Annotated in this window: 13 protein-coding genes; 7 read left to right on the forward strand and 6 right to left on the reverse strand. The window is 42.2% G+C overall.

Features of this window, described 5'->3' with window-relative positions; all coding sequences use genetic code 11:
• Positions 1–6: 6 nt before the first annotated feature.
• Together ABJF11_RS17125 and ABJF11_RS17130 are read left to right on the forward strand one after the other, a co-directional pair.
• The gene (locus ABJF11_RS17125) at positions 7–2823 is read left to right on the forward strand and encodes a ThuA domain-containing protein (RefSeq protein ID WP_348121310.1); all 2817 of its coding nucleotides are present in this window, start codon (positions 7–9) and stop codon (positions 2821–2823) included.
• A 269-nt stretch (positions 2824–3092) separates the two neighbouring features.
• Entirely contained in the window at positions 3093–3326 is a 234-nt protein-coding gene (locus ABJF11_RS17130; RefSeq protein WP_348121312.1) for a hypothetical protein, read from the forward strand.
• Here the strand turns inward: ABJF11_RS17130 and ABJF11_RS17135 are convergent.
• Positions 3323–4261: a hypothetical protein gene (locus ABJF11_RS17135; protein ID WP_348121313.1), complete on the reverse strand. Its 939-nt coding sequence runs from the start codon at positions 4259–4261 to the stop codon at positions 3323–3325. The two genes, ABJF11_RS17130 and ABJF11_RS17135, sit on opposite strands and share 4 nt — an antisense overlap.
• A 445-nt stretch (positions 4262–4706) precedes the next feature.
• Here ABJF11_RS17135 and ABJF11_RS17140 point away from each other — a divergent pair, with 445 nt between their 5' ends.
• Positions 4707–6167 (forward strand): aminoacyl-histidine dipeptidase, encoded by a 1461-nt coding sequence (locus tag ABJF11_RS17140; protein ID WP_348121314.1) that lies wholly within the window; start codon positions 4707–4709, stop codon positions 6165–6167.
• Positions 6168–6211: 44 nt separating this feature from the next.
• Here ABJF11_RS17140 and ABJF11_RS17145 read toward each other — a convergent pair whose 3' ends face one another.
• Both ABJF11_RS17145 and ABJF11_RS17150 read right to left on the reverse strand, forming a co-directional pair.
• Positions 6212–7519: an AarF/UbiB family protein gene (locus ABJF11_RS17145; RefSeq protein WP_348121315.1), complete on the reverse strand. Its 1308-nt coding sequence runs from the start codon at positions 7517–7519 to the stop codon at positions 6212–6214.
• Positions 7516–8187, reverse strand: a complete 672-nt coding sequence (locus ABJF11_RS17150; RefSeq protein WP_348121317.1) for a TetR family transcriptional regulator C-terminal domain-containing protein — start codon at positions 8185–8187, stop codon at positions 7516–7518. The genes ABJF11_RS17145 and ABJF11_RS17150 overlap by 4 nt, the downstream gene beginning before the upstream one ends.
• Positions 8188–8345: 158 nt before the next feature.
• Here ABJF11_RS17150 and ABJF11_RS17155 point away from each other — a divergent pair, with 158 nt between their 5' ends.
• Positions 8346–8915: a hypothetical protein gene (locus tag ABJF11_RS17155; RefSeq protein WP_348121318.1), complete on the forward strand. Its 570-nt coding sequence runs from the start codon at positions 8346–8348 to the stop codon at positions 8913–8915.
• Here ABJF11_RS17155 and ABJF11_RS17160 read toward each other — a convergent pair.
• The gene (locus ABJF11_RS17160) at positions 8912–11176 is read right to left on the reverse strand and encodes a UvrD-helicase domain-containing protein (RefSeq protein WP_348121319.1); all 2265 of its coding nucleotides are present in this window, start codon (positions 11174–11176) and stop codon (positions 8912–8914) included. The two genes, ABJF11_RS17155 and ABJF11_RS17160, sit on opposite strands and share 4 nt — an antisense overlap.
• Before the next feature lie 145 nt (positions 11177–11321).
• Here ABJF11_RS17160 and ABJF11_RS17165 point away from each other — a divergent pair, with 145 nt between their 5' ends.
• Together ABJF11_RS17165 and ABJF11_RS17170 are read left to right on the forward strand one after the other, a co-directional pair.
• Positions 11322–12635 (forward strand): Na+/H+ antiporter NhaC family protein, encoded by a 1314-nt coding sequence (locus ABJF11_RS17165; RefSeq protein WP_348121320.1) that lies wholly within the window; start codon positions 11322–11324, stop codon positions 12633–12635.
• Between the two features lie 11 nt (positions 12636–12646).
• Positions 12647–13093 carry a GNAT family N-acetyltransferase gene (locus ABJF11_RS17170; protein ID WP_348121321.1) on the forward strand — a complete coding sequence of 149 codons (447 nt, stop codon included), beginning with the start codon at positions 12647–12649 and terminating at the stop codon, positions 13091–13093.
• 5 nt (positions 13094–13098) lie between these two features.
• Here ABJF11_RS17170 and ABJF11_RS17175 read toward each other — a convergent pair whose 3' ends face one another.
• Positions 13099–13434, reverse strand: coding sequence for a helix-turn-helix transcriptional regulator (locus ABJF11_RS17175; RefSeq protein ID WP_348121323.1), 336 nt, complete (start codon positions 13432–13434; stop codon positions 13099–13101).
• A 72-nt stretch (positions 13435–13506) separates the two neighbouring features.
• Positions 13507–16116, reverse strand: coding sequence for an ABC transporter permease (locus ABJF11_RS17180; RefSeq protein WP_348121324.1), 2610 nt, complete (start codon positions 16114–16116; stop codon positions 13507–13509).
• A 216-nt stretch (positions 16117–16332) separates the two neighbouring features.
• Between ABJF11_RS17180 and ABJF11_RS17185 the strand changes: the two genes are divergently transcribed.
• A complete protein-coding gene (locus tag ABJF11_RS17185; RefSeq protein ID WP_348121325.1) occupies positions 16333–16821 on the forward strand; it encodes a lipocalin family protein in 489 nt (162 codons plus the stop codon).
• Positions 16822–16849: the final 28 nt, after the last annotated feature.

The following is a 16849-nucleotide window of genomic DNA, read 5'->3' on the forward strand; positions in this document are numbered from 1 at the left end:
ACAACTATGAATTACACTAAAAGTCTCTTTTTTGGAATTTTGATGACGGGTCTTTCGTTGAGTTCAACCACAGCATTCGCTGAGACCGTACTCATGTTTGTAGCCCATGAGCAGACATACTACTCTGAATACATCGTGATGAAGGAAGCGCTGGAAGCTGCTGGGTATACAGTAGATGTCCGAAGCGCATCGACTATGGACTTCTCCATGTATATGTCGCCTTATAATGATTTAATACATACAGCTAATGACCTATCCGGTAGCAGCTATTCCGAGTTTCAACAGCAATTTCTAAGCCTGTTTGGGGAGTCTTGGGATGAGTCCAACAACAGCATACTTTCCTTAGGGGAAACAACCGGCCGACTGCTGGCCGTCGAAAGTATGGATGACTACGTCGGACTGGTAGTAGTAGGAGGCACCGGATCGCTGGCTTATCGGGTAGACGGTGACTATGACGCTCAAGGCGAAGAAGAAAGAAATGTGTCAGCCACTACCGTACAGCAAACGGCTGAGCACCTCAACGATTTGGCCGTGGAAGCACTGCTCAATGGAAAACCTGTGATGGCGCAATGTCATGGCGCTAGCCTGGCTGCTTTTTGGAGAGTACCAGACACGACGGATCCAAATGAGGTTTTAGGTTTTAGCCTGCTGAAAGGTGAGATTTCGGCGGGCTATCCTGAAACTGAAACTGGTACTACTCTATCAGACCTGGATGTCACCTATAGACCCAATGACCGGGTGACAATATCCAGTCCTCACAGCTCTCTAGACGATGGATATGCGGGTACCAATAGAATACTGACCACTCGAGACTGGTACCCTCAAACGGTGGCACATGCCGCCCGTACTTTTTTGAATATTCTGGAAACCTACCCAGACGATGAGAAAAAGGAGTCAACCGTAGCTACGCTTGTGATCCATGGAGGGCCACTTGATCCAGATGATTGCGGTCCTGGTAACAAGGACAATGATGTACCCTGTAATCATGGAGATGGTGACAATTTGCCTGCTGACTATGTAGATCTCATGAGTGTATTAGATGCCAACGAGCTAGCAGATGATTTCTCAATAGCAGCAGAGGATTTAGATCTATCGGATGAGGAGTTGCCGTTCGACCCAAATGATGAAGAGGAGGTACTGAGCTATCTTTCTGATTATAAAGTTGTGGTTTTTTTCAAGCACTGGTCAAATTATCTCACCGACGAGATGCTCCAGGCCATAGTGACCTTTGCAGACCAAGGCGGTGGAGTGATTGGACTACATCATGCCCTCTACAATGACATGCACGAAGGTCAAAACAAAGATGTATTAGTCACCGAGCTGTTCGGCGCACAATCCACGCTCAATGGATGGGCGGCCAACCTCACAAATTTTGGTCTATATGCTACTGATCATGGGCATTTTATATCCAGCTATCTGATCGGGTATGACGACGTAAGTGTACATCCGGAAGTTTGGGATTCAGATCCGCTACCGTCACATGCCAATACACCCTATTCCACCTTGCCCTATATTTCAGTATATGATGAGCTTTATATCAACTTTGATTATACCGGTGATATTCCAATAGGAAGAGGAGTCAATACGCTTACTCCTTTGTTTTCAAATAGTGCCAATCCCCCACAGGGAGAAACCTCACAATCCAGGCCCACAGGATTTACTCATATCTATGATGGCAACGAAGATGGTACAATGGGCAAAGTCGTATATATGGCACTCGGAGAAAGGAAAGAAAATGTAAATAGGAATAGCACTTATGCACAAATGATCAGAAACGCCGTGCTCTGGTCGGCAGGTGAACCGGTCATTGAGCCAGTCGCACCAATCGAACAGGAGATTACCTTTGAGTCTGTTGAAGACAAATACATAGATGACGATCCTTTCGATCTAGTGGCGAGTACCACTAGCGAACTAGATCTGGTCTACGAGGTGACCTCTGGCCCTGCCACTGTATCTCAGCAGACTGTGACCTTGACAGGAATTACCGGTGTGGTAGACATTGAGATCTCTCAGGCTGGTAACGACGATTATCTGCCTGCCAGTACTTCGCTTTCATTCAATGTAATGGACGTAAACAAATCAGCACAGACGATTACTTTTGATCCACCTGAGAACCTGACCTTTGGAGATGACCCCCTTTTGCTGGGGGCATCATCTTCATCAGGGTTGGACGTCAATCTGACCGTGGTGAGTGGCCCCGCAACATTAGATGATCTGGTGCTGACCTTGACCGGCGCAGGTACAGTCGTGCTGAGAGCTACACAAGCTGGAGATGAGACCTTCAACCCTGCGCCTCAGTTAGATCGGTCGGTTTTGATTGAGAAAGCCGAACAGGAAATCACCTTTGAGCCCATTAGCGATCTGCCTATGACATCGGCACCGTTCCAGCTGGTCGCAGAGGCAAGCTCAGGACTCGAAGTTTCGTTCAGTGTAGATGGGCCAGCCGTACTTGATCTTACTACACTCACCCTGGAGAGCTTTGGTACGGTAACGGTGACTGCCACTCAATCTGGAAATGAGAACTATAAATCGGCTGAATCTGAGCAGTCTTTCGAATCGGAATTTGTCTTAGGCATTGGAGATGAGATGAGCAAATGGAGAATTTATCCGAATCCTTCTAACGAATATATTGAGCTGAACGGTCCCAGAGACGTTATTACCCATCTGGAGTTTTATCAGCTGAGTGGGGCTCTGGTATTGAGTAAAAACATTAGCGGATATGAAAAAATAATTGTTCGATCGTTTAAACCAGGGCTATACCTGCTGCGAATCATTGAGGACAATCAAGAGATCACAACAACCAAAATCCTTGTAACAAGGTAGTGTGCGGTAGTGAATTCTGCATTCTAGAGAAAGAGGCTGTCTTAAAAGGACAGTCTTTTTTGATTTCACAAAAAAACGGAGGCAACATTACCTAGGCCCCTTCAAGCAATACACCTTATATAGTAACTGTATAGTCTTACTACTATTTAGTATTGGTTGAATAGGTGAAAGAATTCATTAGTTTTAAAGGGTGGGTCTGTAGAATGTAACCCACCCTCGGTTTCGGTTTGCTTACTTTAGGGAAAATCTTCGCTATAGCTCTTCATTTAATGGCGAATCACAGCTCCCTTTTTAGTTTATCTGGAAATAGGCTAATTATTATAAACATAATTCCAATTGAGGAGAAACTTCCACTGAAAAAAACTCCATACAAACGAGATACAGGAGATTCTAAAAAGAAGTCAAAAAGACTTCCGTTAAAAAGAGCTAAAATTCCTGTGCTTAAAAACACTACTCCGGATAGCAATAATTTCTGTCTAAAAGTATTCATAATTAAAGTTTAACACTCAATGGCAAATAAAATTCCTGTGAGTCCTGATCCAGCTATTGCACCAATTAACGCACCGCCAGCTCCTCCAAAAACAGCTCCACCAAATCCCCATGCTAAATCCATACCACCGATCATGACACCTTTTCCCCAAGCTTTGCTCTGCGATGAACGAGACAGAGCCAAAACGGATGTTCTTTGATAAATATTGCTTTGATATATACTCCTATACATGTTAGAAAAATCTTCTAGTTCTCGTCCATTCTCTGGACTATTACCTACTAAATCTTCTAACTGCATACCAATTACCATTTCATGCCATGCATCTAAATTTTCTTCCCAATACTCTCCCGAATTTTTCCCAATATAGGCCGCTTCGAGTATAATAGATAGGTCGTCTACTGGAAGATCTAAAAGTGCTTCATTTACAATATTATCAATTGCTTCATTATATAGTAATAAGCTTTCAGAAGTAATCCCAGCTTGAAATATTTGGTTCAAATATGAAGTTTGATCCTCAGTTAAGTTTTCAATAACCTCATCAGAATATATATCATCACTAGTAATGCTATCTTCTAAAACTCTACCAGAAGAAGTGCTAAAATCAAAAGTTCTAAAGCTGGGATTGACTTCCAGAGACAATTTTTCAACATCAACCCTCTCATTTTTTATTCTAATATCATTGTCTAAAGCGAATTTTAATATGGCACTGAATGTAACTTCCTGAAATTCAATCATAGAATTAAGCTTTTGATTAGAATCTGCAATTATCAAATCATCATATATTGCATCTAATCCTTTATTGTGCATAATTCCACACTTCTTAGCTTCCTCATGTACTTCTTGTTTAGCTAAACTAATTCTTGGATTATCTTCTTCATTACTACACGAAAAAAACGTAAGTGTTGATAGCAACAAAGCTGCTACCCAGGTAGGTTGGTATTTAAACATGTTTTAAAATTTAAGTGTAAAAAATATAGGATAAAAGAGCAGTCATAAGACTACTCCCTTCTTTGTCGTGGGTGCTAAGGATGTACCTCTACATTCCTTACTTCCCTTATGTAGGAAGATAGCCAAAATACCTCACGATCAAATACATTTCCATAATACTCCTGCCGAAATATTTCAAGATAGGTGTTGACTTTCGATCATCGGGTACTCCCTTCTAGTGGTACTTGTTTTAGCCGAAATTAAAGTTTAACTATATGACGATAAAAGCCCTCGATCTTTGTCAAGACTGGCAAAGAATCTAAGGTGCAAGAGGCCTGTCTCTAGTTGAAAGTAGCAATGGCTGCTTTCTTTGTGTTTATAGGTAAAGAATCAGTATTTAATTAGGCTTCATAATTTAAGCGAATGCTTAATTTAGCAGAATTAATAAACATTAAATCATTACCCAATGAGCAACGAAGTAAGAAATCTCGAACCGAAAGAAATGTGGAACTGTTTTGCTGACCTCAACGCAGTCCCCAGACCTTCGAAAAAAGAAGAAAAGGTTATCGAGTTTGTGAAGAATTTTGGCGAAAGCCTAAACCTGGAGACTTACGTGGATGAGGTGGGTAATATCATTATAAAAAAACCTGCGACTCCTGGGATGGAAAATCGAAAAACGGTAGCCATACAGAGCCATATAGATATGGTACATCAAAAAAATGCAGACACCGAATTTGATTTTGATACTCAGGGAATAGAAATGTTTGTGGATGGGGATTGGGTAAAAGCAAAAGGCACCACGCTCGGCGCTGATAATGGTATCGGTGCAGCCTCAATAATGGCGCTACTGGCCTCTAAAGATATTGCTCATCCGGCATTGGAAGGACTGTTTACGATCGATGAAGAAACTGGTATGACAGGAGCCATGGGCTTGAAGGGTGGACTACTGGACGCCGAAATCATGCTCAATCTGGATACCGAAGACGACCATGAGCTTACCATTGGCTGTGCCGGTGGGGTAGATGTGACTGGAGAGGGTTCGTACGACCAAGAATCACTTGCTGGAGAAAGAATAGGCTTAGAGCTGACGATCAAAGGATTGTCCGGTGGACATTCTGGAATGGAAATCCACTTGGGCAAGGGCAATGCCAACAAGCTGATGAACCGCCTGCTGTATGCCTTGGATTCAGAATTTGATATTAGGATATCCAGTATTGATGGAGGTGGATTGAGAAATGCCATCCCACGTGAGTCTGTAGCAGTACTATCTATACTAGCCTCAGAAAAAGAAGAGCTGGAGGAGGAAATTGTCGCCTTGGCGGAATTGATTATCGAAGAGCACGACACCACAGATCCTGAAATGGAGGTTTTGATCCAACCTGTCGACCTACCTGCACAAGTACTAAGTAAAGATTTTCAATTTAAGCTCCTGAGAGCTGTCTATGCGTTACCCAATGGTATTTATCGCATGAGTCCTGATATGGAAGGGCTAGTTCAAACCTCAAATAATGTGGCTCGTGTGCAAGTGGCGGAAGGCAACTATAGCATCCAATGCCTGACAAGAAGCTCCGTGGATTCTGAAAAAGTAGACCTGGCATTGAATATCCAGGCAAGTATGGAAATGCTGGGAGCCGATACAAGTTTGGATGGAGACTATCCGGGATGGGCCCCAAAACCTGAGGCGGATATCGTAAAGCTGATGGACGATCTATATGAAAAACAATTTGGACACAAGGCTGATGTGAATGCATGCCATGCCGGACTCGAATGTGGCATACTAGGTACAAACTATCCAGAAATGGAGATGATCAGCTTCGGTCCCAATATTCGTGGAGCGCACTCTCCGGATGAAAAAGTTCAGATCAGCTCTGTACAGAAATATTGGCCGTTTTTGCTTGAAACGCTGAAGAATATTCCGCTGAGATAAAAAAATCCCTCCGACCCCGAAGAAAGTAGTCGGAGGGTTACTAATCAGATATACTTTTGAAAATGATTGATTTCAACCTTACTCTTGAGACTATAGAGTAGGTTGTAGAGGCCAAAAAATGTCCTATTCATATATAGGAAATGTTTTGACCCTCGATTCTGATTCATTTTTTTAAATTCAGGATTTTTCGAGAGCTGCTGGCCCTTTTCTGCAATAGCATTGAAAAAATCATCGTTGTCAAAATCGAAATTATCCTGATTAAAAGGTAACGTGAATAGCCCCAACAACTCTTTGAAAAAGCTGCTGAAGAAAATCCTTTCCTGCTCGGAATCATCCTTGCGCAATATTTCCAGCTCGTTCAGTTTTTGTTCGAACAAGGTTTCATTGTTCATGACCTCTTCTCTCGATAATTCGAAATAGGGTACATAAAAGTCGTCGGGGATTTCTTTGATGCACCCAAAGTCGATGGCAATAAGATTATGCTCATGATCCACGAGGAAGTTGCCGGGATGTGGGTCCGCATGTACCTCCTTCAAACCATGAATTTGGAACATGTAGAAATCCCAAAGTGTCTGACCCAGTCGATCGGCCGCCATTTGGTTTGTATTCTTTTTGGTGAATTCTGAAAGATGAATTCCCGTCATCCAGTCCATCGTGATTACTTTCTCGTTGGAGTATTCTTCATAGTATTTGGGAAACTTGATATGGGGTATTTTGGCGCATGCCCGAGTAATAGACATACTACGCTTGACTTCTAGTAGATAATCAGTCTCTTCAAGGAGTTTGCTCTCCACCTCTACAAAATATTTCTCCAAATCCTTGCCCTTGAGATTGAGCAGTTGCTTGGCAAAAGGCTTTACGATGGCCAAATCTGAGGAGACGCTTTCTGCTACTCCCGGGTATTGGATTTTGATGGCTAGAGCCTTTCCGTCTTTTTCTGCCTGGTGCACCTGCCCGATACTAGCAGCATGGGTAGATTCAGCGTTGAATTTGTCAAATAGTTCCTCTGGTGTCTTGTCAAAATACTTTTTGAATGTCTTAGCCACTAATGGGGCCGATAGTGGAGGCACGGAAAACTGTGCTAGTGAAAATTTCTCGATATAAGCTTCAGGCAATATATTCTTATCCATGCTCAGCATTTGTGCTACCTTCAGCGAGCTGCCTTTGAGCTGACTTAAGCCGTTGTAAATATCTTCAGCATTATTGCTATCCAGATTTTCTCTGGCTGACGCTGGATTGGTCAGTTTCTCTCCGTAATATTTTAATTGATTGGACCCTACTTTTAGTCCAGTCGTGAGGAGTTTGCTGGCTCGACTGATTTTACCAACTGGTATTTTGTCTATGGTTTTCATTTGCCTACGGTTTCTTTGAATAAGAATTTGGCATAATCAATGACACTCTTAATAGGTGTGGTATCCACCAGATCAAAGGTTGTATTGATGGTTTTTTCAATCATGACATCAGTCTTCTCGAAAGAGGCGGAGTCGTCCTTGATCCAAAATCTCAAAATGACCAGAAACTGCGCCCAGCCCAGTTCTTCAACTGCTTTTGCAGAATAATGCTTGACTTGTTCCTGGTCATTGGTACTCAATTCACTAAGTGAAGTCATATAGGTTTTAAATGAAAGGCGCAGTTGAGCCAGTTGAGCCAGATCAAGAGGGCTCTTAAGTGTGAATAATATATAACTTCTATTGAGTGTCAGAATCTCGAACATGGTGAAGTAAAAGGTGAGTAGCTTTTCTCGTTTGCTAAACATCTCATACTCTTCGGAGTTCGAAATTATTTTCATCGTTTCGTCAAAGAATGCCACCCAGATGCTTTTTTGGAGTGATTCGAAGCTACCAAAATGCTGATAGAATTCTGCTTCGGACATTTTCAGATCTTTGCAAAATTTGTAGAGAGAACCAGGAAGTTTTTCAGATTCGAGTACCAGTTGCATGTAGGCTGTCATGATAGAATCCCTGCTTGGTGCTTTACCTGTATCTTTTTTTTTGGTGCTTTTTTCTTTTACCGCCATCATTTATAAATCTTTAAGTCTTTCTACGCATGTCTAATTATTTAGTTTTAATATTAGACAAAAATAATCATTAATTTGTGAATCTGATACCGGCACGAACTTATAACGTGTTTGCCCTGTTACAGACTTTTGTTATTTTGGGGTAAACTAAGAACAACACTATGGAACCATTTGAATATGTAATTGTCTTGATCTCGCTGATCCTGGGATTAGGCCTGGCACAACTCCTAAATGGTGTGGCTGATATGTTGGCACAATACAGGAAGACCAATTTTAGCACAGCTCATACCATTTTTATTGTAGTAATATTTCTTGTGTTTATACAAGACTGGTGGTATAGTTATCAGTATTCGAAGGAAATTGAGCAATGGACGCTTCCAATTGTGCTTGCTCTATTAAGTTTTCCTATTGTACTTTTTCTACTGGCAAGATTCCTTTTTCCAACGGGATCAAGAAGTACAGAGACCGATATGGTAGCTTACTTTGCTGAGAATTGGAGATGGTTGTATGCCTTGTTTATGTCTACCATAGTCATCAGTATTATCCAAAACATATACATTTCTGGTTTTAGTGTAATTGAGCAAATCCCACTTTTTGCTTATTTGACTTGGTATATTGTTTTCATTGCTTTGGATATCAAAAAAATGAAATACCATAATGGATTTATGGTTGCACAATTAATATTATGGCTCTTCTTTATCGGGGTAGTTGATAACGGTATGCTGAACTAAGTCACAATCCGAAGCTTGGCAAAACTCAAAAGCAGAGTCTTTTCTCCTGCCTTTTCAAAGGAAATATGTGCTTTTCGGTTTGCTCCCTGGATATCTATCTCCTTGACCTCCCCAAATCCAAATTTTGGGTGTTCCACTTTATTGCCCACGATAAGCTTGGAGGTGTCACTAGGTCGAAAATCCGCTGAAGGTTTGTGAAAGAGTTGATTGGGCGGCGGTTTTGGAGTGGATCGCTGCACCGTACTAATAAAGGTCTTTGCATATTGGTCCCCTGGCGACGGAGTGCTGCTCATCTTTTGATTATACTTGATAAAATCCTTGTCGATCTCTTCAAGAAACCGACTCGGCTCGCAGGTTTTCAGCCGTCCAAATCTATAGCGTGTGAGTGCATAGCTCAGATAGAGTTTGGTCTCCGCACGAGTGATTGCCACATAGAAGAGACGCCGTTCCTCTTCCAGATCTTGTCTGGAGCTGATCATCATTTGTGATGGAAACAGGTCCTCTTCCATCCCTACGATAAATACATTTTTGAACTCAAGCCCTTTGGCCATGTGAATCGTCATCATGGTCACAAAATCTTTGTCTTCGCCCTTGTCTTTATTGTCTGCGTCCGTGAGCAAGGCAATCTCTTGTAAGAATGAAGACATACTCTTGTCCTCGTTTTCGGGATTGTCCACAAATTCTTTGATGCCGTTTAGTAGCTCTTGCACGTTTTCGTAGCGATTGCGACCCTCGATAGTCTTGTCGTCGTAGAGCTCTTTCATCAGCCCCGAGTTTTTGGCGATGAGAGAGGCTGCTTCGAACGCATCTTTTTTATCTACCGCCAGCTTGAAGCTTTTGATGGTAGTGACAAATCCGTCAATCGCAGAGGCGGTACGTCCGGAGATGATCTCTTTCGCATTTTGAAGAACCGACCATAGATCGAGGTTTTGCTCTGCGGAGGCTACGAATAGCTTATCTACGGAACTGGCTCCGATGCCTCGTTTTGGTAGATTGATGATCCTACGCAGGGCCTGTTCGTCATTTTGATTGACGGCGTATCTGATATACCCGAGTAGATCTTTAATTTCTTTTCTTTGGTAGAAGGAGAGTCCGCCGACGATCTGATACTTGATATTGTTTCGCCGCAAGGCTTCTTCCATAGCCCTCGATTGACTATTGGTACGATAAAGAATGGCAAAGTCCGAATTTTTGAATTGGTTGTTAGCCTTCGATTCGAATATGGCAGAAGCCACCAGCTTGCCCTCTTCATTGTCGGTGGTGGCCTTGATAAGCTCAATTAGATCGCCTTCGTTGTTGTCCGTCCAGACACTTTTTCGGAGCTGGTTCTTGTTGTTGGTAATGACCGAATTGGCAGCATTTACTATGGTTTTAGAAGAGCGATAGTTTTGCTCCAGCTTGATCACTTTCAATTCTGGGTAGTCTTTTTCAAAATTCAGAATGTTCTGAATGTCTGCCCCCCGAAAAGCATATATACTTTGAGCGTCGTCGCCTACGATACAAATATTGCGACGAACAGCCGCCAATTTTTTGGTGATCACATACTGTGAGATGTTGGTATCCTGAAACTCATCCACCATCACATAGTGAAAGCGCTGCTGATATTTGTTGAGTACATCGATATGATCGCGAAAGAGCACATTAGTATTGAATAGCAGATCATCAAAGTCCATCGCATCAGCCTTGAAGCATCGCTGTGCGTACTCTTTGTAAATCTTACCCATTTCCGGCTTACCGTTCTCGGTATCATCCGCCAGATAGATGGGATTGTTCATATATTCCTGCCAGGATACCAATCGATTTTTTGCACTAGAGATTCGGTTAAACACGACGTTAGGCTTATAGAGTTTGTCGTCCAGACCAAAAGATTTTACAATTTGTTTGATCAGCGATTTGGAATCATCGGCATCATAGATGGTGAAATGGCTGGGATATCCAAGTCGATCAGCTTCCGATCTGAGTATTCTGGAAAACACGGAGTGAAAGGTACCCATCCACAGATTTCTAGCATCGTTGCCCACTACACTTTCGATACGCTGTCGCATTTCTTTGGCAGCCTTATTGGTAAATGTTAGCGAAAGGATGTTGAATGGGTCTACCTTTTTTGCCTTGATCAAATGTGCAATCCGATAAGTCAAAACTCTGGTTTTGCCCGACCCTGCTCCGGCAATGATCATAGATGGACCATCAGTGTTTTCCACCGCCTCACGTTGGGGTGGATTCAATGCATTCAAATACTCTAAGTCCGTTTTTTCTGACATGGCTGCAATTTAGTAAGTCAGATATTATTTTTAGACATCATCCAAGAGAAATGGAACGGATCAGGCGGGTAAAACCTATTTTCATTTTGAAAGTATAATCCATAGCTTAGCGATCTTACAGTAGACCCCACCAAATATTGACGAAATGGAAAAACAAGGAAGCTTTAAATCACTGATACCGCTCATGGTATTCATCTTTTCCTTTCTGGGAATAGGCATAATATTGGATGATTTTTATGCGCTTCCTGCACCAATAGCGGTTATTCTCGGTATCATGGTCGCCTTTGCTTTATTTAGCGATAGCCTTGAGCAGAAGACTAAGCAGCTAGTAGAGGGCTGTGGAGATTCGAAAGTCATGACCATGGGCATTATATACTTGCTGGCTGGAGCTTTTGCTACTGTATCCAAGCAAATGGGAGCAGTCGATGCCGTCGTGAATTTTGGACTTGATTTTATTTCCATTCAGTTTTTGCCAGTAGGCGTATTTCTAATAGCCAGCTTCCTGTCGATCGCCACAGGCACCTCGGTAGGATCCATTGTAGCTCTGGGTCCTATAGTGGTAGGGCTTGCGGATAAGTCTGGCACCTCTCTGGCACTGATGTCTGCCACCCTCTTAGGAGGAGCCATGTTTGGCGACAACCTATCGATTATATCTGATACGACTATCGCTGCCACTCAGTCACTTGGCGTAAAAATGAAAGATAAATTTAGAGCGAATGTCTACATCGCTTTACCTGCCGCTATAGTCACTGTAGTAATACTTTTGGTCTTTGGCCTGACTAAAGACCTCACCGGTATAGAGGCTCTACCAGAGATCGGCAGCTATGACCTAATCAAAATCATCCCCTACCTCCTTGTGATCATTCTGGCTGTGATGGGCGTACCCGTTTTTCATGTGCTTATTATAGGAATCGTAGTCAGTGGGTTTATGGGTATGAGCTATGATAGCTTTTCGCTCATGGGATTTGCAAAGACCACCTATAGCGGATTTGAGGGAATGACAGAAGTATTTTTGCTAGCCATATTCAGTGGTGGGCTGGCAGCTATGACTGCCCACGACGGAGGTATCAATTTTACCTTGCGAAAGGTGAAGGAATGGGTTAAAGGAAAAAAATCTGCTCAGTTTGGGCTTGGTGCACTGATCGGGATTACCAATCTGGCTATTGCCAACAATACGGTTACCCTGCTGATCACAGGTGATATTTCTAAAGAGATCAGTGAGACCTACGAAGTTGATAAAAGAAAGGCCGCCGCGCTGATCGACATCTTTTCGTGCATAGTACAAGGACTGCTTCCCTATGGGGCTCAAGTACTGATTCTGCTGAAGTTTACAGACGGCAGAATAAACTTTTTTGACTTGGCTGGACATGTCTGGTATCTATATCTACTTTTGATATTTGCCATTTTGGCGATTCTAGTGAAGCCGTGGGATAAGAAAATCTCAGCTATGGCTGAATAATTAATTGAATCATGAACATTAGACGTGGAATAGCCGCAGAGGCTCAACAGATTATTAATTTCCAAATCGAAATGGCTCGCGAAACAGAGTCTGTAGCTTTGGATCGCAACATCATTGCCCCGGGGGTAAAGGCTGTTTTTGAAGACGAGTCAAAGGGATGGTATTTTGTAGCTGAAGTGGACGGAGTAATAGCAGGGAGTCTTTTGACTACTTTCGAATGGAGCGACTGGCGCAATGCTACCATCTTATGGATTCAATCGGTTTTTGTAAATAAAGAATTTCGTGGGCAAGGGGTATATAGGGCCTTGTATGAACATATTCAGGAGATGGTCAATGCCTCAGACCAGTTTGTAGGCATTCGATTATATGTAGATAAAACTAATGCTGATGCCCTGAAAGTCTATCAAAAACTAGGCATGGATAGTGAGCACTATGGCATGTGCGAATGGATTAAATAATTGCGCTATTTCAAGCCATCAAATACAATTCCTGGGATAGTACTCCATAGTTGATCTCTTTGTTCCTTAGCTTTGATAAGTGCAGCCTTGCCTGTATCAGACACTTCAAAGAATCGTTTTCTACGACCACCTCGAGCCTTGGTGGCTTCGCCAAGCCGGGATACCAACAAATTCTTTTCTTCGAGCCTATTGAGTACGGCATGCACCACGCCAAGCTTTACTTTCCTGCCGGTCACTCGTTCGAGCTCATCACAAATCAATACGCTATAAGCCTGATCTATTTGAGAGGCAATAGTGAGCAAGACCAGTTCTTCAAATTCTCCAATGTTAGTCCCTTTCATTAATTCATTTCATTTTACTATTCAAAACTAGAGTAAGGCCAGAGACTATTGGGCTCTGACCTTTTTATTTTCTTATTCATTTCTCAAAGTCTCAGCAGGATTGGTCTGTGCCGCCTGATAAGTTTGAAATCCGATCATAACCAACCCAATTGAAAACACTACCACTAACCCTCCAAGTACATCCCAAATAGACATAGGGGTGAAATACTCAAATTCGGACAATATAGCCTCGTTGACTACAAAGTAGGTCAAAGGAGCGGCGATTAAACTTGCGATTATTAGTAACCATACGTATCCTTTGGACAGGATATAGACCAGCTTGAAAGCTGTGGCACCCATTACTTTTCTAATACTGATCTCCTTTATTTTGGTTTCTACCGCATACACACTCATGCCAAACAGTCCCATGGCAGCGATAGAAATGGCTAACAAAGCTAAAAATCCAACTACTTTGATTAGCATGCTAAACATCATATAGGTCTGTTCGATGTGGTCGTCATAGAACGTGGCAGAGAATGGGTGCAACTCATCGATCTTTCGCCATTCCGCCTCCAGTTTGTCGATCGTCGCCAGATAGTCATTTGATTGCACGAGGACATTGAGGTAATCAAATTCGGCGGCATTATATCTAAAAGCATATGGCTCAATGGCTGCATCCAAAGTCGAGTGATTAAAATCTTTGACTACACCTATGATCGACAACCACTGATCATCCAGCTCTATTTTTTCGCCAAGTGCATCTGACGGATCTCCTATCTCAAATCTCTTGAGCAAGGTCTCGTTGACAATTATATATTGCTCTTGAGCACTGTCAGGACGATTTTTGAAATTTTCACCTGACAGCAATTTGAATTTGTGATTGGGTAGGTAGTTTTCGTCCACAAAATTCAAGTGTACTCTGGCTGAATCCATAGGATCTTTGTATTTACCATCTGTAAGATTGATTCTCGTAGAATGCACAATATTGCGGCATCTCGATACTGATTTTACCTCTGGAAGACTTTCAAACATAGAACCTACCAGACGGTGGTTGTTGTTTTGCAATTCTACATTTAATATCTGATCTGTTGAAAACCCAAGATCATAGCTTGTTGCGTGATAGTATTGTTTGTTTAAAATAATCGTAGTGAGAATGAGTATCGTAGAGATGGAGAATTGAGCAATCAACAATACTTTTCTGAGTGTCATCCCGGCAAAAAGTTTCACGTTGGATGTGCTTCGAAGGACTGTCACTGCTTGAAATTTGGATAGTGTAGCTGCGGGAATCAGACTGGCAATCACTCCGGCAAATATGGCAAAGACAACAAAAAACAAAATCACAGTCCAGTTCAATGGAAGTGTCAGGCCATCGCCATCCAGCATGATCAAAAACTGCTCCCTCAACGGCAAATACAGAACCATCGCAACAACAAGAGCCAGCAATGCGATGATGACAGACTCCACTACGAATTGAGTGAAGATATTGCCTCGGGTGGCCCCGATGACTCTGCGAATACCCACCTCAGTTGTTCTTCTAAGCGAGCGGGCAATCGAAAGGTTAGTGTAGTTGAAGCAAGCCGTCAATAGAATAATAAGGGGCAGGATGGCAAAGATCACAGCTGCCATGGTAGGCACGGTTGGCCCGATTTGGTTGCTCAAGGGTGAGCCGTTGAATATTTCAGAGAGCGGTTGTAATCTAGCCGTTATGGTTAGGGGATCGATCAGTTGGTTTTCAGTCTTGCAGATTTGATTGAGAGATTCGCTCAGGTGCTGATGGGCCGAGGAGTTAGGTACGGTGAGATAAATGTAAGTTCTCCAGATATTAGTCGACTTCATCCAGTCAGGGTTATCGCGTGATTGTATAGCCAATGTCTTGAGAGAGGCCAGTGCCTGAAAGGTAAAGTGAGAATTTTTCGGTGGGTCTTCGGCAATTCCCCTGATGAGATATTCTGTGTCATCGACGGTCAGGATTTTTCCCATGGGGTCTTCGGCACCATAAAGCTTGGTAGCAGTGGTTTCGGTAAGGATTATACTGTTGGGTTCGGAAAGCGCCGTTTTGGGATCTCCTTTGAGGAGCGGAAAAGTAAATACGTTGAAAAAGTCTTTTGAAGCCCAGTGACCGTTAATCACCAGTTTCTTACCTCCGGTATCGGCGTCACCACCAAATCCGCGATGCATGGTGGTTTTGTATCCATAACCCTCGACGTCGTCTAATTTTTGACTGAGAAAATGTGAGCTGGTTGCCATTTTCATTTCCTCGCCTTTTGCATCAATACGGGTATTGACCACACGATAGATCTGATCTCCTTTGACGTGAAAATCATCGAAACTTCTGCTCTCAACGATCATCGTGATGACCACCAGGCCAACCGACATACTGATGGCCAATCCGATGACATTGATGAAAGAGAACAATTTGTTTCTAGAAAGACTCCGAATAGAAGTCTTCAGATAATTATTGAATAACATGAAACCATTCATTTTGTATTTGTTTTTGAGTTTTTTGAAAGTGTATGACCTAAAAAATTTTAATACATCTAAGACAAAAATCAGGTTAGCCAATCGACGCCCTCTACTGATATTTCTATCGTAGTACTCATATAAATCACCTTGGAGGTCTTCTAGCAAATCCTCTCTGCAGTACCATTCCAGCAACTTATTGGCCCATTTTGGTGGGTGATTCGATTGATTATCTTGATTCAAAATCTATTTATTCATTAAATGTATGAAAAATAAGACGTCAATTAAATGAATTCGGTTTCATTTATTCATTATTTGTATGTAAAATAAAAAGAATGATCGTTTTGAAGACAATTGGAAGAGCCAAAGAACATTATTTATTGATTTTATGTTGATATGATATTCTTGTGATAGTTCTGTGATTTTGATTTATTTATATTGTAGTTCAACTTATTGAAAATGAAACATCAATTATCTTTTTTATGGGCGTGTCTATTTCTTCTGTCTGCATGTAGCGTAGTGGTAGAGGAGAGCATAGATTCATCCGACCCCGACGTCAGCACAATCACATTCGCAAATGAGTATCCTGCGAGCTCTATCGATGCCAATACTTTCCTGCTTGGTGGGTCAAGTCGAATCTGGCAGACTATCGCATTCACCATAGAGGGAGTCAATGGGTTTCAAAATTGCAGACTGGACGATGAGATCGAACTTAGAGAAGACGGCACTTACTACTATGATGGTGGAGAGATGCTTTGCGGCGCTGAAGACAATCAAAAGATAAAACAAGGTGAATGGCGCCTGGATGAAGAATCAAGGACGTTGATCTTTGATGAGGGTGCCGAGACTCAAACAGAAATCTACATAGAGAGCCTCACCGAAGAGGAAATGGTAATAAGTACCCATTATTATCAATGGAAAGTGGTTGGCAAATTTTCACATGATTGACCTTATAGTTAATTCAAATAACCGTACG

The organism is Reichenbachiella sp. (assembly GCF_039941815.1).
Classification (GTDB): domain Bacteria; phylum Bacteroidota; class Bacteroidia; order Cytophagales; family Cyclobacteriaceae; genus Reichenbachiella.

What these genes read in the sequence shown, in the direction of transcription:
- ABJF11_RS17125 (WP_348121310.1), top strand. Translation starts at nt 7, where the DNA reads ATGAATTACACTAAAAGTCTCTTTTTTGGAATTTTGATGACGGGTCTT.
- ABJF11_RS17130 (WP_348121312.1), top strand. Translation starts at nt 3,093, where the DNA reads ATGGCGAATCACAGCTCCCTTTTTAGTTTATCTGGAAATAGGCTAATT.
- ABJF11_RS17135 (WP_348121313.1), bottom strand. Translation starts at nt 4,261, where the DNA reads ATGTTTAAATACCAACCTACCTGGGTAGCAGCTTTGTTGCTATCAACA.
- ABJF11_RS17140 (WP_348121314.1), top strand. Translation starts at nt 4,707, where the DNA reads ATGAGCAACGAAGTAAGAAATCTCGAACCGAAAGAAATGTGGAACTGT.
- ABJF11_RS17145 (WP_348121315.1), bottom strand. Translation starts at nt 7,519, where the DNA reads ATGAAAACCATAGACAAAATACCAGTTGGTAAAATCAGTCGAGCCAGC.
- ABJF11_RS17150 (WP_348121317.1), bottom strand. Translation starts at nt 8,187, where the DNA reads ATGATGGCGGTAAAAGAAAAAAGCACCAAAAAAAAAGATACAGGTAAA.
- ABJF11_RS17155 (WP_348121318.1), top strand. Translation starts at nt 8,346, where the DNA reads ATGGAACCATTTGAATATGTAATTGTCTTGATCTCGCTGATCCTGGGA.
- ABJF11_RS17160 (WP_348121319.1), bottom strand. Translation starts at nt 11,176, where the DNA reads ATGTCAGAAAAAACGGACTTAGAGTATTTGAATGCATTGAATCCACCC.
- ABJF11_RS17165 (WP_348121320.1), top strand. Translation starts at nt 11,322, where the DNA reads ATGGAAAAACAAGGAAGCTTTAAATCACTGATACCGCTCATGGTATTC.
- ABJF11_RS17170 (WP_348121321.1), top strand. Translation starts at nt 12,647, where the DNA reads ATGAACATTAGACGTGGAATAGCCGCAGAGGCTCAACAGATTATTAAT.
- ABJF11_RS17175 (WP_348121323.1), bottom strand. Translation starts at nt 13,434, where the DNA reads ATGAAAGGGACTAACATTGGAGAATTTGAAGAACTGGTCTTGCTCACT.
- ABJF11_RS17185 (WP_348121325.1), top strand. Translation starts at nt 16,333, where the DNA reads ATGAAACATCAATTATCTTTTTTATGGGCGTGTCTATTTCTTCTGTCT.